The sequence below is a fragment of the Luteolibacter yonseiensis genome (assembly GCF_016595465.1).
GTDB classification, from domain to species: domain Bacteria; phylum Verrucomicrobiota; class Verrucomicrobiia; order Verrucomicrobiales; family Akkermansiaceae; genus Luteolibacter; species Luteolibacter yonseiensis.
In genome coordinates this window covers 775219-792817 of sequence record NZ_JAENIK010000004.1, presented here as the reverse complement: position 1 = coordinate 792817, position 17599 = coordinate 775219, and the positions used below count along the sequence as shown (strand labels likewise).

At 61.3% G+C, this 17599-nt stretch carries 16 protein-coding genes; 6 read left to right on the top strand and 10 right to left on the bottom strand.

The window, feature by feature from the left end; genetic code table 11:
• Positions 1-13 precede the first annotated feature (13 nt).
• Positions 14-2104, bottom strand: a complete 2091-nt coding sequence (fusA, locus tag JIN84_RS04930; RefSeq protein ID WP_200349895.1) for an elongation factor G — start codon at positions 2102-2104, stop codon at positions 14-16.
• A gap of 171 nt (positions 2105-2275) precedes the next feature.
• On the opposite strand from fusA, the gene pabB reads away from it, so the two are divergent.
• Entirely contained in the window at positions 2276-3529 is a 1254-nt protein-coding gene (pabB, locus tag JIN84_RS04925) for an aminodeoxychorismate synthase component I (protein WP_200349894.1), read from the top strand.
• A gap of 44 nt (positions 3530-3573) precedes the next feature.
• Complete coding sequence (locus JIN84_RS04920) at positions 3574-4740, top strand: benzoate/H(+) symporter BenE family transporter (protein ID WP_200349893.1); 1167 nt, start codon at positions 3574-3576, stop codon at positions 4738-4740.
• On the opposite strand, the gene JIN84_RS04915 is transcribed toward JIN84_RS04920, so the two are convergent.
• The gene (locus JIN84_RS04915) at positions 4737-5471 is read right to left on the bottom strand and encodes a trypsin-like serine peptidase (RefSeq protein ID WP_200349892.1); all 735 of its coding nucleotides are present in this window, start codon (positions 5469-5471) and stop codon (positions 4737-4739) included. The two genes, JIN84_RS04920 and JIN84_RS04915, sit on opposite strands and share 4 nt — an antisense overlap.
• 89 nt (positions 5472-5560) lie before the next feature.
• Between JIN84_RS04915 and metX the strand changes: the two genes are divergently transcribed.
• Positions 5561-6712, top strand: a complete 1152-nt coding sequence (gene metX, locus JIN84_RS04910; protein WP_200349891.1) for a homoserine O-acetyltransferase MetX — start codon at positions 5561-5563, stop codon at positions 6710-6712.
• Positions 6713-6716: 4 nt separating this feature from the next.
• On the opposite strand, the gene JIN84_RS04905 is transcribed toward metX, so the two are convergent.
• From JIN84_RS04905 to JIN84_RS04895, 3 genes are all read right to left on the bottom strand, one after another.
• The gene (locus JIN84_RS04905; protein ID WP_200349890.1) at positions 6717-7844 is read right to left on the bottom strand and encodes a hypothetical protein; all 1128 of its coding nucleotides are present in this window, start codon (positions 7842-7844) and stop codon (positions 6717-6719) included.
• 73 nt (positions 7845-7917) lie between these two features.
• Positions 7918-8403, bottom strand: a complete 486-nt coding sequence (locus tag JIN84_RS04900) for a hypothetical protein (protein WP_200349889.1) — start codon at positions 8401-8403, stop codon at positions 7918-7920.
• Positions 8404-8516: 113 nt separating this feature from the next.
• Entirely contained in the window at positions 8517-9689 is a 1173-nt protein-coding gene (locus JIN84_RS04895; protein WP_200349888.1) for a glycoside hydrolase family 3 protein, read from the bottom strand.
• On the opposite strand from JIN84_RS04895, the gene JIN84_RS04890 reads away from it, so the two are divergent.
• Entirely contained in the window at positions 9688-10596 is a 909-nt protein-coding gene (locus JIN84_RS04890; protein WP_200349887.1) for a metallophosphoesterase, read from the top strand. The genes JIN84_RS04895 and JIN84_RS04890 overlap by 2 nt on opposite strands.
• Positions 10597-10606: 10 nt before the next feature.
• Here the strand turns inward: JIN84_RS04890 and yihA are convergent, their stop codons facing one another.
• Complete coding sequence (yihA, locus tag JIN84_RS04885) at positions 10607-11200, bottom strand: ribosome biogenesis GTP-binding protein YihA/YsxC (protein ID WP_200349886.1); 594 nt, start codon at positions 11198-11200, stop codon at positions 10607-10609.
• Positions 11201-11340: 140 nt separating this feature from the next.
• Positions 11341-12105, bottom strand: a complete 765-nt coding sequence (locus JIN84_RS04880; protein WP_200349885.1) for a 3-keto-disaccharide hydrolase — start codon at positions 12103-12105, stop codon at positions 11341-11343.
• A gap of 168 nt (positions 12106-12273) precedes the next feature.
• Here JIN84_RS04880 and JIN84_RS04875 point away from each other — a divergent pair, with 168 nt between their 5' ends.
• The gene (locus JIN84_RS04875) at positions 12274-13584 is read left to right on the top strand and encodes an ammonium transporter (RefSeq protein ID WP_200349884.1); all 1311 of its coding nucleotides are present in this window, start codon (positions 12274-12276) and stop codon (positions 13582-13584) included.
• A 31-nt stretch (positions 13585-13615) separates the two neighbouring features.
• Positions 13616-14953: an arylsulfatase gene (locus JIN84_RS04870; RefSeq protein ID WP_200349883.1), complete on the top strand. Its 1338-nt coding sequence runs from the start codon at positions 13616-13618 to the stop codon at positions 14951-14953.
• Between the two features lie 19 nt (positions 14954-14972).
• Here JIN84_RS04870 and JIN84_RS04865 read toward each other — a convergent pair whose 3' ends face one another.
• The 3 genes from JIN84_RS04865 to JIN84_RS04855 form a co-directional block, all read right to left on the bottom strand.
• Complete coding sequence (locus JIN84_RS04865; RefSeq protein WP_200349882.1) at positions 14973-16415, bottom strand: GAF domain-containing SpoIIE family protein phosphatase; 1443 nt, start codon at positions 16413-16415, stop codon at positions 14973-14975.
• Between the two features lie 45 nt (positions 16416-16460).
• Positions 16461-17006 (bottom strand): STAS domain-containing protein, encoded by a 546-nt coding sequence (locus JIN84_RS04860; RefSeq protein ID WP_325099559.1) that lies wholly within the window; start codon positions 17004-17006, stop codon positions 16461-16463.
• A 90-nt stretch (positions 17007-17096) separates the two neighbouring features.
• Positions 17097-17594 (bottom strand): hypothetical protein, encoded by a 498-nt coding sequence (locus JIN84_RS04855; protein ID WP_200349880.1) that lies wholly within the window; start codon positions 17592-17594, stop codon positions 17097-17099.
• Positions 17595-17599: the final 5 nt, after the last annotated feature.

Here is a 17599-nt window from a genome sequence, read left to right as displayed (position 1 = left end):
CGCCCGCCTCGGATTACTTGCGGAGCGCTTCCTCACGAGCCTTCGCCTTGGCGATGACGTCGTCGGAGACGTTCTTCGGACATGGCGCGTAGTGGCTGAACTCCATGGAGAACTGGCCGCGGCCGGAGGTCATCGTGCGGAGGTCGCCGATGTAGCCGAACATGGCGGACAGCGGAGCCTCGGCCTTGACGCGGATGCCGCCCGGAGTCGGCTCCTGGCCTTGGATCATGCCGCGGCGGCGGTTGAGGTCGCCGATGACGTCGCCGACTTTTTCTTCGGGAGCGAAGACGTCGAGTTTCATCATTGGCTCGAGGATCTGCGGGGCGGCCTTCGGCATCGTCTGGCGATACGCGGCTTTCGCGGCGATTTCGAAGGCGATGTTGCTGGAGTCAACCGCGTGGAAACCACCTTCGTTGAGCGTGACCTTGAAGTCCAAGCAAGGATAACCCGCAAGAGGTCCCTTGTCGACGCAGGTCTTGAAGCCTTTTTCGACGGCTGGGATGAACTCTTTCGGGATGCTGCCGCCGACGACCTTCGACTCGAAGATGAAGCCGGTGCCTGGCTCGCCGGGCTCGATGGTGTAGTCGATCTTCGCGAACTGGCCGGAACCACCGGACTGCTTCTTGTGGGTGTAGCTGTCGTTGACGGGCTTGGTGATGGTTTCGCGATAGGCGACCTGTGGAGCACCGACGGTGACCTCCACCTTGTGCGTGCGCTTCAGGATGTCGATCTTGATGTCGAGGTGGAGCTCGCCCATGCCCTTGAGGATCATTTCGTTGGTCTCCTCGTCGGTTTCGACGCGGAACGAAGGATCTTCCTGGACCATCTTGCCGATGGCGTTGGCGAGTTTCTCGGCGTTCGCCTTGTCCTTGGCGGCGACGGCGATGGAAATGACGGGGTCCGGGAAAACCATCGGCTCAAGCGTGGCCGGGTTCTTCTCGTCACAAAGCGTGTGACCGGTCTGCACGTTCTTAAGTCCGACAAGCGCGACGATGTCGCCAGCTTGTGCGGAATCGATTTCCTTACGGTCGTCGGCGTGCATTTCCACCATACGGCTGATGCGCTCGGTCTTGCCGGTGAAGGAGTTGAGAACGGTGTCGCCCTTCTTGATCGTGCCCGAATAGATACGGGTGAAGGTGAGCGCGCCGAACTTGTCGTCCATGATCTTGAATGCCAGGCCACGGAACGGGGCGGCAGGGTCGATGATGGCGAAGTTGCCGGTTTCGTTACCTTCGGCGTCCACTTCAGGGAGTGGCTTCACGTCGGTTGGGGAAGGAAGGTAGTCGACGACAGCGTCGAGAACGAGTTGCAGGCCCTTGTTCTTGAACGACGAACCGCAGTAGGTCGGGAAGAACGCGAGGTCGATGGTGCCCTTGCGGATGCACTTCTTGACTTGCTCGATGGTCGGCTCGGTGCCTTCGAGATAAGCTTCCATGATCGCGTCGTCCTGTTCAACGGCGGTCTCGATGAGCTGGGCGCGGTATTCCTTCGCCTTGTCCACGAGGTCGGCGGGGATTTCCTCGATCTTGAAATTCTCAGGCTGGCCGGAGTCATCCCAGATGTGGGCCTTCATCGTGAGAAGGTCGACAACACCAACGAAATCGGACTCCGTGCCGATCGGCAGGACCATGACAAGCGGAGTGGCGCCGAGGATCTTCTTCACCTGGGCGACGACGCGGTAGAAATCCGCACCGATACGGTCCAGCTTGTTCACGTAGATGACGCGGGAAACCTTGGAATCGTTCGCGTAGCGCCAGTTGGTTTCGGATTGTGGCTCGACACCGCCGGAACCGCAGAACACGCCCACACCGCCGTCGAGAACCTTGAGCGAACGATAGACCTCGATGGTGAAGTCAACGTGGCCGGGAGTATCGATGACGTTGAACTGGTGGTCCTTCCAGAAGCAGGTGGTGGCGGCGGACTGGATGGTGATACCGCGCTCAGCCTCTTGTTCCATGAAGTCCATGGTCGATGCGCCGTCGTGAACCTCACCGATCTTGTGAATCTTGCCGGTGAGCTTGAGAATGCGCTCCGTGGTGGTGGTTTTGCCCGCATCAACGTGGGCGAAAATCCCGATGTTGCGGTATTTGCTGAGGTCCTTCATAACGATAAGTGGCTTCTGGTTGGCGGGCGACGGTTTCGACCGGGGGCAGATTCCTAGTCGAGGATCGGGATTTGGCAATCCTAGAGTCCGATTTATCAGCATTTTCTAGGCTTCCGGCTTGCCACCGCGTGGCGGCGGGCGTTGTTTCGTCGCGCGATGGCGGAATCCTTGATGCGAACCGTAACCAGTCCGGTCCGGCTGGATGGCCTTTCACCCGTGGAGGTGGCGGGGCGCCTGCGACATCTGGGTGGATTGGTCTTTTTTGACACGGCGGGGAATTTTCCTTCCGGGAGTTCGCGACCGATTTCGGTCATCGCCGCGGCTCCGACACAGGTTTTCCGAGGGAACATCCATCTTTCGAGCGATCTGGAAATTCTCCGGAAAACCCTTGCGCAAGGGTCGAGGCCTGGCGGCGATCAAGGGTTTCCCGCTGGCGGACTTTGCGGCTGGGTGGGCTACGAAGGGGATTTCGTCTTCGGCGACTATCCTGAAATGTTGGTTTACAACCACAACGATCAAACATGGCGGGAAACCGGCACGCTCTCGACACGCCTGGAGCCGGTTGCGGGCAACCGACCTGCGGAGATCTCGGCCTTCACCCCGCTCAGCAGCCGGGAGAAATTCACCAGCGGAGTCGCCCGCATCAAGGAATGGATCGCCGCAGGGCACATTTATCAGGCGAATCTTTCTCAAGCGTTCACCGCCACGGTCCGGGGTGATTTGTTCCCACTTTACGAAACTCTGCGCGAGGCCTCGCCCGCGCCGATGGCCGCGTATCTTGATCTCGGCGGGAGGGAAATCCTCAGCTCGTCGCCGGAGACATTTCTGAAAATCTCCGGCAGGGGGATCGAAACACGTCCCATCAAGGGTACGCGCCCCCGGTTTCCGGATCCCGACGAAGACCGCCGCTCCGCCTACGAACTGCAAACATCCGCCAAGGAAATCTCCGAACTGGTGATGATCACGGATCTCCTGCGCAACGATCTCGGCCAGGTCTGCGAGTTCGGCAGCGTCGAGGTTGCGGAAATGCTGCGGCTTGAAACGCTGGCGCAGGTCCATCACCTCGTCTCGACGGTGACCGGCACGCTGCGTCCGGAAATCGACACGCTCGCCGCGCTCGCCGCGTGCTTTCCGGGCGGGAGCATCACAGGCGCCCCGAAAAAGCGGGCGATGGAGATCATCCAGGAGATCGAGGCCGCACCCCGCGGAGTTTACTGCGGGGCGATCGGCTGGATCGGCCGCAATGGCGAGAGCTCGCTGAACATCGCCATCCGCACGCTGGTCCGCAGCGGAGAGCAGCTCATCTACCAAGTGGGTGCCGGCATCGTCGCGGACTCGGATCCTGAAAAGGAATACGAGGAGACCCTCCACAAGGCCGCCGGCATCCGCCTCGCCATCGAGCGGTCAAGCCGTCCGGCTCACTGATCCGCCTTGTTTCGATCGTCGGTCTGGCGGACGCTTGCGGGCAGATGTTCAAGGATTTCTCCATCTCCGCCGTGGTGGCGGGGTTCGTGGCGGTGCTGGTGGGATTCACCAGCTCGGTGGCGGTGATTTTCCAAGCGACGCAGAACCTCCACGCCACGCCCGGGCAGACGGCGTCGTGGCTGTGGGCGCTGGGCATCGGGATGGCGGTGCCGAGCATCATCCTGTCGTATATCCACCGGCTGCCCATCCTCATCGCCTGGTCCACTCCCGGTGCCGCGGTCATCGCGGGTGCCGCGGCGGACGGACACCTCACGCTACCCCAGGCGACCGGAGCCTTCCTGGCCTGTGCGCTGATGATCGCGGTGGCGGGATTCAGCAGGGGATTTGAAAAAATCATGAACCGGCTGCCACTTCCGCTGGCATCGGCGCTGCTGGCCGGGGTGCTTTCGAAATTCGCCCTGGATGCGTTCATCGCCACGCCGGCGAATCCCTGGCTGGTTCTACCGATGTTCGCCGCCTGTTTGCTGGGGAGGAACTTCTGGCCGAGGTGGAATGTCCCGGTGATCCTGCTGCTCGGCGTCGGCATCGCCATCCTGCAAAACCGCTTCAATGCCGCGGCGGTTCCACTGGAGATCACACGCCCCGTGTGGGTGACACCGGAGTTCTCCCTCCGCACTCTGGTGGGAGTGGCTCTGCCGCTCTTCCTCGTGACCATGGCCTCGCAAAACCTGCCGGGAATCGCCGTCTTCAAGGCGAACGGCTACGAGCCGCCCGTTTCGAGGATCATCGGTTGGTCCGGCGTGGCGAATCTGCTGGTCGCGCCCTTCGGTGGATTCACGCTGAACCTCGCCGCCATCACCGCGGCCTTCTGCATGAACGCGGAGGCGCACCCGGAACCGGGAAAACGCTATGTCGCGGCGATGTCCGCGGGCTTTTTCTACGGGTTGGTGGGCGTCTTCGGCGCGACCATCGCCGGATTGTTCGCGGCATTTCCGCACGAACTCGTGCTGGCGGTCGCCGGATTGGCGTTGCTTGGCACCATCGCGAACGGCATTGCGGCGGCCACGGCGGAGGAGCGGTACCGCGAGGCTTCGATGATCAGCTTTTTCGTGGTGCTTTCCGGCATTTCCTTCGGTGGCATCGGTTCCGCGTTCTGGGGAATCGTCGCGGGGGTGCTGAGCCTGGGAGTCAGAAAAGCCCGTGGAAATTAGTCGCCCAGCTCGGCCATGGCCGCTCGGACCGCGGCTTGCACGGCGGGATCGCCGTAAAAGGGACCGATCCCCGCACCGCCGCCGGTGTGGGTCTCCAGCAGGCGGAGCTCGTTGTTTTTCCAGATGAACGACGGATGGCCGCTGTCCCCGGGAATGAGCTTCCGCTGGTAGGTCGGGCTCAACCCGTCCAGATAATCAAACTGGATCGCACCGCCGGACACCGCCCGGATGCGGTGGACGCTGAGGGTTTTCGTCTGGTCGGAAACGATGGCCGGCCGGCCGACCGGTGCGTCGCCAGCGTCCGCAAACCGATAGTATTTCACCTCCGGCGGCAGCGGCAGATTCAGTTTCCCAACCGCGATGTCGGTGAAGGCCAGCTTTTTGACGGCCACGAGGTAGCGCTCATGGAAATTGCCGTTCCTGTCATGGAAGATGACCGGGGTGGTGGACTGCCGCATGAAGTGGGCGGCCATGACGACGTGCCCCGGCGAGATCAGCGTGCAGGCGGTCGCCTCGTTCCATGAGACTCCGGTGAGGTCGAGGTTCGCGGCCCAGTTGTTCATCCATTTCGACGGGCCTTTGTCCTGATAATATCTGAAGAGTCGGCCTTTTTCGGCTTTTTCCGGCAGGAACGCGGGTCTGGGCACTCCCTGGGTGACTACACTCGGACCAAGGCCGGGGCCGCACGAGGCGAGCAGGACGCACAGGAAAAGGACAGGGACGGATTTCATGGGACGAGAACTAACGGATGACTCCGCCACTGACAAGGAGACCGTTACCGCCCTTGCTATGCGGGCCGGGGGCTGCATAGGCTCCGCGCATGTCCGCCGAGACCCGCACGCATTTCTTTGAAACCGGAAGCCCTGACGAACCCGTGCGGTTGCGGGATGGCGGAATGCTGCCGGGCATCACCCTCGCTTACGAAACCTGGGGCGAACTGAACGAGGACCGCTCGAACGCGATCTTCCTCTTCCACGCGCTGTCCGGCTCGCATCACGCCGTCGGAGTGAATACCGCTATCGACGGTGTCGGAGAACTCTGGCAGGCGGAAATGCACGAGGGTTGGTGGGAAACGATGATCGGCCCCGGCAAGGCGATCGACACGGACCGGTTCTTCATCGTTTGCGCGAACTATCTCGGCGGTTGTTATGGCAGCACCGGCCCCGGGTCCATCCACCCGGAAACCGGAAAACCATGGGGGGCATCGTTCCCTTCCATCTCCGCGGCGGACCAGGTCGAGGTTTTCACGCATCTGCTGGATCACTTCGGGATCGGGACCCTGCACGCCGTGGTGGGGCCATCGGTGGGAGGACTGATCGCGCTGACCTTCGCGACACGTTTCCCCGCCCGGGTGAAAAACGTCATCGTCATCGCCTCGGGATACAAGACGACGGTGCTGAACCGCCTGCACCTCTTCGAGCAGATCCTCGCGATTGAAAACGACCCGCATTTCAACGGGGGAGACTATTACGACGATGCTCCGCCGCTCTACGGACTGGTGCTTGCCAGAATGATCTCCCACAAGACCTTCGTCCACCTCGACGCCATCGAAAAGCGCGCGCGCCAGGACATCGTCCAGCCGGATGACGTGCTCGCGTGGTATCGCGTCCGCGACCAGTTCCAGAGCTACATGCTGCATCAGGGGAAAAAGTTCGTGAAACGTTTCGATGCGAACACCTACCTCCGCATCATCGACATGTGGTCGCGCTATGACGCGACGCAGGAGGGCGATGCCGAAACCCCGCGCGACCTTTTCGAGCGCGCGCGTCTGGCGGGCCAGAAGTGGCTCGTCTTCTCCATTGATTCCGACTTCTGCTTTTTCCCGGAAGAGCAGGCGGAGCTGGTGAAGCACCTGGAAGAGGCGAAGGTGGATGTCATGCACATCAGCGTGCATTCGGACAAGGGTCACGACTCGTTCCTGCTGGAGCCGGACCTCTACACACCGCACATCTCGTGGGTGCTGGGCAAATGAGCGGTCACTCGTCGCCGGGTCCGATCCCCACCTGTTTGGTCTGTTCCTTGAACGGTCCTTCTGGCAATGCGGCGCGCCATGCTTCGAACGCCGCCGGATCCCTCATGAGAAAATTCCGGGAAATGTCCTGGATCGATTCCGGGGCGAGCTGGCTGATGGTCTGGCCGGCCGCCCAGGCCGCCGCTTCCGCCGGGCTGCTCCGCGACCATCCGGTGGTCAAGGCGTTCGCCGCGGCGTCACGCTCGGGACCGGAATCAAGTTTTCCCAACCAGACGAGTCCGTCCGCAGGCGACTGCTGGGCGTAAATCCCGGCAAGCTCCCGGGTCGCGGCAAGGCGCTCGGCACCGGCGGGGACGTTTTCCGCCAGCCATTTCGAACTGCTCTCCAGGTCCATCGTGGCCCAGTTCGCGAGAGTGTTCGCGAATTGCTCCGGATCGTTGCGGGCGCGGCCCAGCTCAAGACTGGAGGAGACGGCGGCCTGGGGATCTCCCTTCGCCCACCCGGCGAACGAAGCACGGAGGAGGGTGGGAACCAGATCGCCAAGCGACGGATCTCCCTGGATCAGCTTCAAGGCGGCGGCAGGTTCGTTCTGGGACCAGGTGAAAAACAGGTTCTCCACCGCGGCATCGCGCTCCAAGGTGGCGGGTTGGGTCAAAAACCACCGGGCCGCCTCGTCTCCATTCTGCACCGCCCACCTGTCGGCGATGGCGATGAGCATGTTGTTCAGTTCCGCTCCGGTAAGATTCCGCATCGCCCAAGCCGCCGAGGATCTCGCATCGGTTTCGGCATAAAGGTTCAGGGCCATGCGGATCACCTCATCGCGGCGTTCGCTTTTTTGCTGGCTGTTCAGCCAATCCAGCGCGCCAACGGGATCCTTTGCGATCCACGCTTCCAGATGCTCCAGTGCCAGCTTGAAGCGGGCGAGCGGGCTTTTCTCCGCATCCAGCGATGCCCGCAGCTTGACGGGATCAACCGCAATCAAGCCCGGACGGGCGGACGATTTCGCCCGCGCGGCGTCCGTAAGGGCGACGGGCCCTGAGAAGGACGATTTTCCCCTGCCTAAAAAGTAGCCACCGGCTCCTGAAACCAGGGCTACGGCGGCGACACCGAGAATAAGGGTGACGGGCTTCATGAAAAAGTCACGAGGGACAAACCCGCCCGGGCCAGGACTGCATCCAGGCAGGTGGAAATGGGTTCAGTACCGCTCAAAGTCGGGTGCTTCTCGAAAAAGTGAAGGCATCCCTGTTCACCCAGTTCCTGCCGTTGTATTCCCAAAGATTGATCTCCGGGAAGGCCCGCTCGTCAATGTTCACGGCTTGGCCGGTCGAGTCGGCATCCCGGTAGGACTTGCCGGCTTTCAGGGGGTCTCTTCCTCTCGTCATCAAGATTTCACCGGAGGTGGCGCCGAAGTATGGCATCGCCCAGAACTCGAAGCTGAGGTCTCCGGAACGTTTGTTGCCGCGGTTGACGATGTAGTCGAATCCATAGGTCGTCTTCTGATAATAGCCCTCGCCAAGATGCCTGAAGCGCCCGCTTTGGGACGGCACGTTCACGTAATATTTGATCTTGTTGGCGATCTTGTAATAGCCGGCCCCTCTGAGCACGACCGGGGTCGCCTCTGCTTTCGGTGCCGAGATGAATGCCGTGGTCACCGCGATGGCGGCGGCCAGAAGATGGGTGATGGATTTCATGGTGCTTGGTTTCGTTTCGATGGGCGATTTTTTCAAATCTAGCTCTTCCGACGGAATCCGCATCCGTTTATTCACGAAAAATTCCCGGGGAATGCCGGGAATCTCCGACAAGATCAGTAATCCGCCACCGGGCTGTCAGCCTGTGGTGTCCCGATTTCCGGGACGGCGGCGGCGAGTTCCGCCAGGGAATCACACGTCGCCAGCCATTTTTTTTCAGACCACTCAGGCGGGGAATGCAGCCTGCGGCGCAACCTGTGCACGCGTTCGTGTGCCTCATCCACCATCCAGCGCGGCAACCCGGCGATGGCCGCCGCCGCCACTTCGGCTGTGTCGGTCCGGTGACAGATGAGGGCGAGATCATTTCCCGCGGTGATGGCGAGTTTCACATCCTCTCCGCGCCCGTAGCGGTTCGTGATCGCTCCCATGTCGAGGTCGTCCGTCAGGACGACGTGCCGGTCGAAGCCGAGCTGGTCGCGCAGGAAACGCCGGATGATGCGCGGCGAGAGTGACGCGGGGAACTCCGGGTCGATGTTCGGGAATTCCACATGTGCTAGCATGATGGAGTCCAGTTCCGGCATCAGCGCAGTGTAGGGAATCACATCCTCGCGCAGCAATTCGTCCAAGGTCGCCGGTGACGAGGGAAGATCGTGGTGCGGATCCGATTGCGCCCTGCCACAGGCGGGGAAATGTTTCGCACAGCCCGCCACCGAGCGTTTCCGCATCCAGCGGTTCCAATGGCCCGCGAAATCGATGACCCGCTGCGGATCACGCCCCCAGCAGCGTCCTCGCAACGCGTTTTGCATGCCCGGAAAATGATCGAGATCCAGCACGGGGGCGAAATTCAAATTCACCCCGAGCATCCGCAGCAGATCTCCCGTGAACGCGCCGGCATCCGCGATTTTTCCCATGTCCCCCACCGCCGCGAGTGCCGGGGCGGAGGGTGCCACAGGAGCGATGTCCTTCGTCCGCGTGACCCTTCCGCCTTCCTGATCGATGGCGATGATGGGCGTGTCGTAGGAAATGCCGCGCAGGTCGTCCGTGAGCTTCCGCGTCTGCCCGGCGGTGCCGATGTTCCGGGAGAACAGGATGTAGCCGGCCGGTTGCAGCTTGCGGAAAAGCGCCGCCTCCCCGCACGTCAGTTCGGTCCCGGCGATCCCGAGCACCAGTAGTGAGCCATCCATCATCGGGAGAATCCAAGCACCCGAGGGAACCCTTGTCACTCTTTCCATCCCGTCACCCATGCGACATTGCACCTTGCCGGAACGGGTGCTAGGAACCCGTTTCATGAACCGGAGAAATTTCATCGGGCTTTCGACCTTGGCCGTCTCATCCACCGCGGTGCGCGGGGCCGCGGACGAACCGGCCGCTCTCACCTTCGGACTGATCACCGACGTGCAATACGCGGATGCCGGGCCGGAGGGGGAGCGGCATTACCGTGAGTCCATCCCGAAACTGAAAACCGCTGTCGGATGGCTCGCGGAGAGGAAGCTACGTTTCACGCTGCATCTTGGAGATTTCATCGATCGGGAGTTCAAGTCATTCGGCGACGTGCTGCCGTTGTTGGACGGGCTGGGCCACCCGGTGCGGCATTTGTTGGGAAACCACGACTACACCGTGGCGGACGGCGAGAAATGCCGGATCGTCACCACGCTTGGCATGCCGCACGATTATTACGTCTTCCGTGATTCCGGGGTGCGCTTCGTGATGCTGGATACGAATGACCGTTCCGTTTACAAATACCCGGCGGATTCTTCATCGGACAGGGAATCCGAATCCCTCTTGAAAGATCTCGTCGCGAAAAACTCCTCCGCCGCAAAACCATGGAACGGAGGAATTTCCGATGACCAGTTGGAATGGCTGGAGCGCGAACTCGCCGCGGCGGATGCGGTGAAGGAACGTGTGATCCTGTGTGGCCACCACCCGCTGCTGCCGGCGGACGGGCATCAGGTGTGGAACTCGGAAGCGGTGCTCGCGGTGATCGACCGCCATCCCTCTGTCGCGGCGTTTTTCAACGGACACAACCACGCCGGGGCGGAAGTGATCCGGAACGGAATCCCCTACATCACCTTCAAGTCGATCCTGCATGAACCGGAGGTGAACGCCTTCTCCGCCATCCGCCTGTTCGCCGACCGGCTGGAAATCGAAGGCAACGGCCGCGAGACTTCGCGGGTGATTCCGTTGCGGAAGGTTTGAAGGCCGGACGTCACACCTTCAGCGCCGCCTCGATGAGCTTGAGGATCTCGACACGCCCGGTGCGGTTCTTCGACGAACTGATGATCACCGGTGGGTTGACGGCCACGTCCCCACCGATGGCTGCGAGAAACTCCGCGATGGTGGCCTTCGTCTTGCCGGGTGACTGCTTGTCCGCCTTGGTGAAGACGAGCGCGAAGGGGACCTGGCAACCGGAGAGCCAGCTGACGAAGCTGACATCGATGGGCTGCGGCGCGAGGCGGGAGTCGATGAGGACGAAGACAATCCGGAGGTTGTCACGTTGTTCGAGATAGTCTCCGACGGATTCGTTGAAATTGATTTTCTCGCTCTTGGCGACCTTGGCGTAGCCGTAGCCCGGAAGATCCACGAGACTCCATGCCTCGTTCATGATGAAGAAATTCAGGAGCTGGGTTTTCCCCGGAGTGGCGGAGACCTTGGCGAGCGCGTCCTTGTTGGACAGCATGTTGATCATCGACGACTTGCCGACGTTCGAGCGGCCGATGAAGGCGAATTCCGGACGATCCCACTCGGGCGCGGCCTGGATGTCGCGGGCGCTCATGTGGAAGACGGCTGATTTGATTTGCATGCTGGTGGGAAAGGTCGGACTCCCCGGAGGGAAGTCCTCCGGGGTCGGTTTCGTGGTGGCGGTCCGAGACCGTCTACCATGCTCCGGCGGATTGGCAGCAAATATTTACCGGAGACCGGCGCCCCCCTTTCCCGGCCGCTTCACGGCTTGAGCTCCATGATCTCGATTTTCCGGAACTCCACCGGATGGCTCTCCGACTGGAGGCAGATGTATCCTTCCGAGAGCATCTTGTCGCCGGCGACCTTGATGAGCTGCTCGGAGTGGTCCTCGCCGCCGAGCTGGGGCTTGCTGTAGCTGATGACTTCCTCGCCATTGATCAGATGGCGGATGATGCCGTTGCCGTGAACCTCCACCTCGATGGTGACCCACTGGTCGCCGTCGAAGGTCTTGGACTTGGAATTGATGCAGTGGGTGGTGACAAGCTTGTCATCCATCACGATATGGGTGCCGGGGGTACAAAGGTTTCCGGTGGTGCGCGGACCTTTCCCACTGCCGCCGAGAAGCTGGACTTCGAGCGACGCGGGGAAGTCCTGCTCCAGCTCCATGGTCTTGGGCGACTCGCTGTGGATCATGATGCCGCTGTTCCGGAATGCCCAGCCCGGCCCTTCCTTGATCTGCTCACCGCTGAAGCGGTATTCGAGCTTGAGGCGGTAGTTGGAGAATTTTTTCTCGAAAAACAGGTGCCCGAAGCGGTTGTCCCACTTTTCATACTTCGAATAGTCCACCTTGATGACGCCGTCTTGGACCCGGTAGGTGTCCTTGAAATTGTCACCCGCCTCACAGCCACGGATTTTCGGCGTCCAGCCGGTGAGGTCCTTGCCATTGAAGAGAGAAATCCACTTGCCGTCCTCGGCATGGGCGAAACTGGCGGCGGCGAGGAGAGCGGTGAGCAGGATGGATTTCATACGTGTTTCCAGAGTTGAGGTTGAAACTAGCGGCGGCGTGGCGGTCTCCACAATAAGTTTCGCACCCCCAAAACGGGTAAGAACGTCACCAGAAACGTAATTCATGATTAATACATCAATCATGAATTGAATTCATTAATGGAATGATTGCTGCTTCATTTGCGCCGCATGCAGTGCGTTAACACCTTTAAAACAAGTCGTCTGGTGCTCGGGTTCCTCGCCCTGAGCACGGTATTTCTCCAAGCCCAGAACACCTCACCCACGGTGGATTCCGGTAATACCGCATGGGTGCTGACCGCGACGGCTCTGGTTCTTTTCATGACCATGCCGGGCCTTGCGCTGTTTTACGGCGGACTGGTGAGGGGCCGGAACGTGCTGTCCGTGATGGCGCAGTGCGGCGGAATCGCCTGCATGGCCTCGCTGCTGTGGGTGGCGGTGGGTTACAGCCTGGCTTTCAAGGGGGATGGCGGGTGGATCGGAAATCTCAATGCCTTGTTTCTGAAGGGAGTGACGGTGGATTCCGTGGCGGCTGGAACCCAGCTTCCGGAAGTGCTGTTCGTGATGTTCCAGATGACTTTCGCGATCATCACGCCGTGCCTCTACATCGGTGCGGTGGTGGAGCGGATGAAATTCGGCGCGCTCATGTTGTTCTCCGCGCTCTGGCTGTTGGCGGTTTATTTCCCCGTAACCCACTGGGTGTGGGGGGGCGGCTGGTTGCAGGACATGGGGGTGAAAGACCTGGCAGGCGGCATCGTCGTCCATGCGACGGCTGGAATCACCGCCCTGATCCTGGCCATGATGCTGGGCAAACGCCGTGGTTTTCCCGAGCATCCGCACCCGCCCCATCAGCCGGGAATGGTCTACATCGGTGCGGCGATGTTGTGGGTCGGCTGGTTCGGATTCAACGGCGGCAGCCAGCTCGCGGCCAATGGTCCGGCAGGCATGACGGTGCTCGTCACCCATTTGTCCGCCTGTGCCGCAGGCTTGGTCTGGTGTCTGTTGGAGCGACTCCGGAACGGCAAGGCAGGCTTGATCGGCATGGTCACCGGACTCGTCGCCGGATTGGCGACGATCACACCGGCCTCGGGCGATGTCGGCCCCCTCGGAGCGATCGTCATCGGCTCTCTCTCGGCGGTGGTTTGTTACTTCTCCGTCAGCCTGATCCGGGAAAAGCTCCATATCGATGATTCGCTGGATGTCTTCGCAGTCCATGGTGTGGGCGGCATTTTGGGCACGGTTTTGCTCGCGTTTTTCGGCCAACCCTCGCTCGGCGGGCTCGGCCACGTGAAATCCGTGGGAACGCAGCTTGGAATCCAACTCACGGGTCTGGGTGTGACGATTCTCTGGTCCGCCGTGGCGACGGTGGCGTTGGTTTTCATCGTCCGGGCCATACTCGGGCTGCGGGTGAGCGAGGAACAGGAGGCCGAGGGACTCGATCGTTCCGAACACGGTGAAAATGCTTACCCGATGGAATCGTAAACGAGTCCATCCCCACCGTCCCCAGTCCGCCATGAAGTTTCTCCTGCTGGTTTTCGCGTTCTCAAGCATCGTTCATTCACAAGAAGTTCCGAAGCCCAACATCATCTGGATCATGGCGGATGATCTGGGCTATGGGGAGCTCGGTTGCTACGGCCAGAAAGTCATCCGGACCCCGAACATCGACCGCATGGCGGAAGGCGGCCTGCGCTTCACCCATTTCTACTCCGGCGCCACCGTTTGCGCCCCTTCGCGCAGTGTCCTGATGACCGGACAGCACCAGGGCCACACCCGTGTCCGTGGAAATGCCGGCAAGGCGAATCCACTCGCCCAAGCCCTCCGGGCGGAGGACACCACGGTCGCGGATGTGTTGAAAAAATCCGGCTACGCCACCGCCCTCATCGGCAAATGGGGTCTCGGCGACGAAGGTGCGGCGGATGTCGGCCTGCCGCGCAAACATGGATTCGACCAGTTTTTCGGCTACCTGAACCAAGTCCACGCCCACGACCACTATCCGGATTACCTGTGGCGCGATGAGGAAAAGGTTCCCAACAAGGAATACGCCGATGACCGCTTCGCCGACGAAGCCATCCGTTTCATCAACGAGAGGAAGGACAAGCCCTTCTTCCTCTACTGGAGCATGGTGGTACCCCACGCCCACAACGGGCTCAAGGGACCGCTCGGCGGTGCCGAAGTTCCGGATCTCGGGCCTTACGCGGACAAGGACTGGCCCGGTCCCGACAAAGGCCATGCCGCCATGATCACCCGCCTGGACTCCTATGTCGGCCGCCTGCTCGACGAACTCAAGAAGCTGCGTCTCACGGAAAACACCCTCGTCATCTTCACGAGTGACAACGGCCCCCACGACGAAAGCGGCCACGATCTGACCCGTTTCAGCCCCTCCGGCCCGTTCACCGGCATCAAGCGGTCGCTGACGGACGGAGGCATCCGGGTGCCGTTCATCGCCTCATGGCCCGGAAAGATCAAGGCCGGCGAGAGCGGCCACGTCGCCTACTTCGGCGACTTCATGGCCACCGCCGCGGATCTGGCGAAAGCCGGGGCTCCGCAAGGCCTGGATTCCATCAGCCTCGTTCCCACCCTGCTGGCCGGCGGCGGGCAGAAAAGCCACGAATTCCTCTATTGGGAATTCCATGAAGGAACCTTCAGACAGGCGGCCCTCTATCAAGGCCGCTGGAAAGGCATCCGCCGGAATCCGGGAAAGCCCATCGTTCTCTTCGACCAGGAAAACGACGCCGCCGAGCAAACCGACGTCGCCAGCCAACACGCCGACATTGTGGAAAAAATCGAAGTCTATCTGGAAACCGCCCGCAGCGATTCGCCGGATTGGCCGGTCAAAAAATCAAAACCGTAGTTTCCGCAGGCAGCGGCAGTTAGCGTTTCTCCAGCGCGACGAGTGTGATGTCGTCCATCTGTTTTCCCTCGCCGGTGAACATCTTGAGTTCCTCCTGCATCCGGATGAGCACGCTTTCCGCACCCAGCGGCGCGGCCCTGCGGAAGGACTCGGACATGCGATCCATGCCGAATTCCTCCTCGTCGGCATCGACGGCCTCCTTCACTCCATCCGTGTAGAAAAGCACGCAGTCACCGGATTTCAGCTCGATTTCCTGATCCCGCGTGACCCGCTCGAAGACAGTGCCACCATCGACGCCCAGTGCGAGGCCGGGTGAGCGAAGCAGCTCGACCTTCCCGGTCTGCCGGCGGTACAGCAGGGCCGGATCGTGCCCGGCGCGGGAGAGCGTGAGCTTGCCGGTCGCCGCATCCAGAATGCTGTAGGCCATGCTGATGAACATGTCCTCCCGGATGTCCGGGAAAAGCTGGCGGTTCACGGCGGCCATGACCTTCGACGGGGACATTTCCCCCGAAGCGACGGATCTCAGGGAGCTGCGGCACATGGCCATCAGCAGACCCGCCGGGACGCCTTTTCCGGAAACATCGGCGATGGCGATGCCGAGCTTGTCGTTCCCCAGATCCAGGTAGTCGTAATAGTCGCCGCTGATGATGCGGGCCGGCAGGTTCGTCCCGGAAATGCGGAAACCGCTGATGACCGGGTCATGCTGGGGAAGCAGGATGCGCTGGACCTCGCGGGCGTTCCGGAGCTCCCCCTCCATCGCCCGCTTCTCATGGGCCTCGCGGTGGATGCGGGCGTTTCCGATGGCGAACGACGACTGCTCGGCGGCGGTGCGGAAGACGGCGAAGTCATTGTTGGAAAAATTCCCATCCGCGTGACGGCGGGCCACGGCGAGCACGCCGAGGTCCTTGTTCGCATGGCGCAAGGGAGCCACCAGCACGGCGACATCGTCGGTATAGCGGGTGAAGGCGTCCCGGAACGCCGGATGATTCTTCATGTCCGGCACATGCATGGGCTCGCCGACACTCAGGCAGTGGCCGAGGATGCCGTCCTCCATGGCGATGCGGGACAGCCGCACGTGGCTTTCCAGCGCCCGCGGATCGCGCTCGGCTTTCTTGCGGATCTCCACCGGGATGCCGATGAGCGGCGGGCATTCCTCGGAAATATAGGACGGACTGAGAAACCCTCCCTCCGCGTTCAGGAAATAGATCGCACCGCCGCGCGCGGCGACGACCTTGTCGATGCCATCCACGATGATGCGCGACAGCATCGACGGAGATGGTTCATTCTCAATGGCCAGGCCGAGGTCGTGGAGGAAGGTGAACATGCGCTCCTCCTCGCGTTCCAGGTTGTCAAACCTGCGGCGGATGGCCCGCACGCGGCGGCGCTGGTTCTGCAGGGCGAAAATCAGCGCCGTTACAATCAGCGCGGCAACCGGAATGAGTATGAGGGTGGAAACGTGCATTCTCGCGGGAAATCAATTTTCAGACGCATCCCGGAGAGAATCCCATCATTTTTTTGCCGACTGGGCCAGCTTCTGTTTTTCCGCAAGCTCGTCCTCCAACATCGTGACCACATTCGAGAAGACCTTCGCGTTCTTGTCATTCGCCTCGGACAGGATCTGGTGGGCTTCCAGCACATGTTGGGTCCGCTGGACCTGGCCTGGCGCGGGAGGCGTCTGAGGAGCCCTGAGGTTCGCCCGGATCCGGGTGATATCGTGCTTCCAACGGGCCTCGGGAGGATCGATCTCCATCAGGAAATCCAGCCCGAGGTCTTCCAGCGAGCGGCGGTTCCGATCTCCGGCTTCGGCGATCTGGAGCACTCCCCCGTCCTGCGCGGACAGCCGTGAGGCCATGCCGGCGAGCGTTCCCATGAAGGTGGAGTCCATTCCGGTGCAACTGGCGAGGTCCACCGCGAGACATCGTTCGCCTGCCGCGATCCGCTCGTCACCGAAGGCCTTGATGACCGGGCTGTTCATGAACGAACCCTTGCCCTCACAGCGGATCCAGCTGAATCCATCGAAGATACCGACTGATATAGGGGCTTCCGTTGTCACTGAGGGAGAGGTCGTCGTTTGGCGCGCGAGGTTCGTAAATGTAAAATCAGGGAGCGGATTGGTCAACCTTCCATCTGAATAGAATCGCACTTATTGCCAGAGATACGATTGTCGTGTGGCAATGACGCGTCTGCCGCGCTGGAGCGTGGCCTTCCATGCCATCACGCGGCCGTTTTTCCGGTAGTCATGACCCACCACGGAGAATTCCACCTGCCCCCCCTCTTCGCTGGCGGGAAAGGTCCGCACCAGACGCTTGATGCGGCTGCCGGTGGCTCCCTGCTGGTATTGGAGGATGAGCTCGACATCTCCCTGGCCGACGCCTTCCGGGTCGCTCCAGATGAACGTGTAATACTGCCCGAGTTTCTCCGCGCGCTCGGCCATGCTCACGGAACCATGCAGGCGGCGCAGCTTCTCCATCTTCACCATCGGTTCGTCGGACCGGCTCGTGGTTTCGTCGCGTAGCTGGAATTGTTTCACCACCAATGGTTCGCGCGGTCCCGCACAGGCACCGATAAGCAAGGAAACCGCGAGGAGTGGGTAGCAGGGATTCACGCCACAGATCCAACCCGTTGTGGCGTCCGGATTCAAGGAAC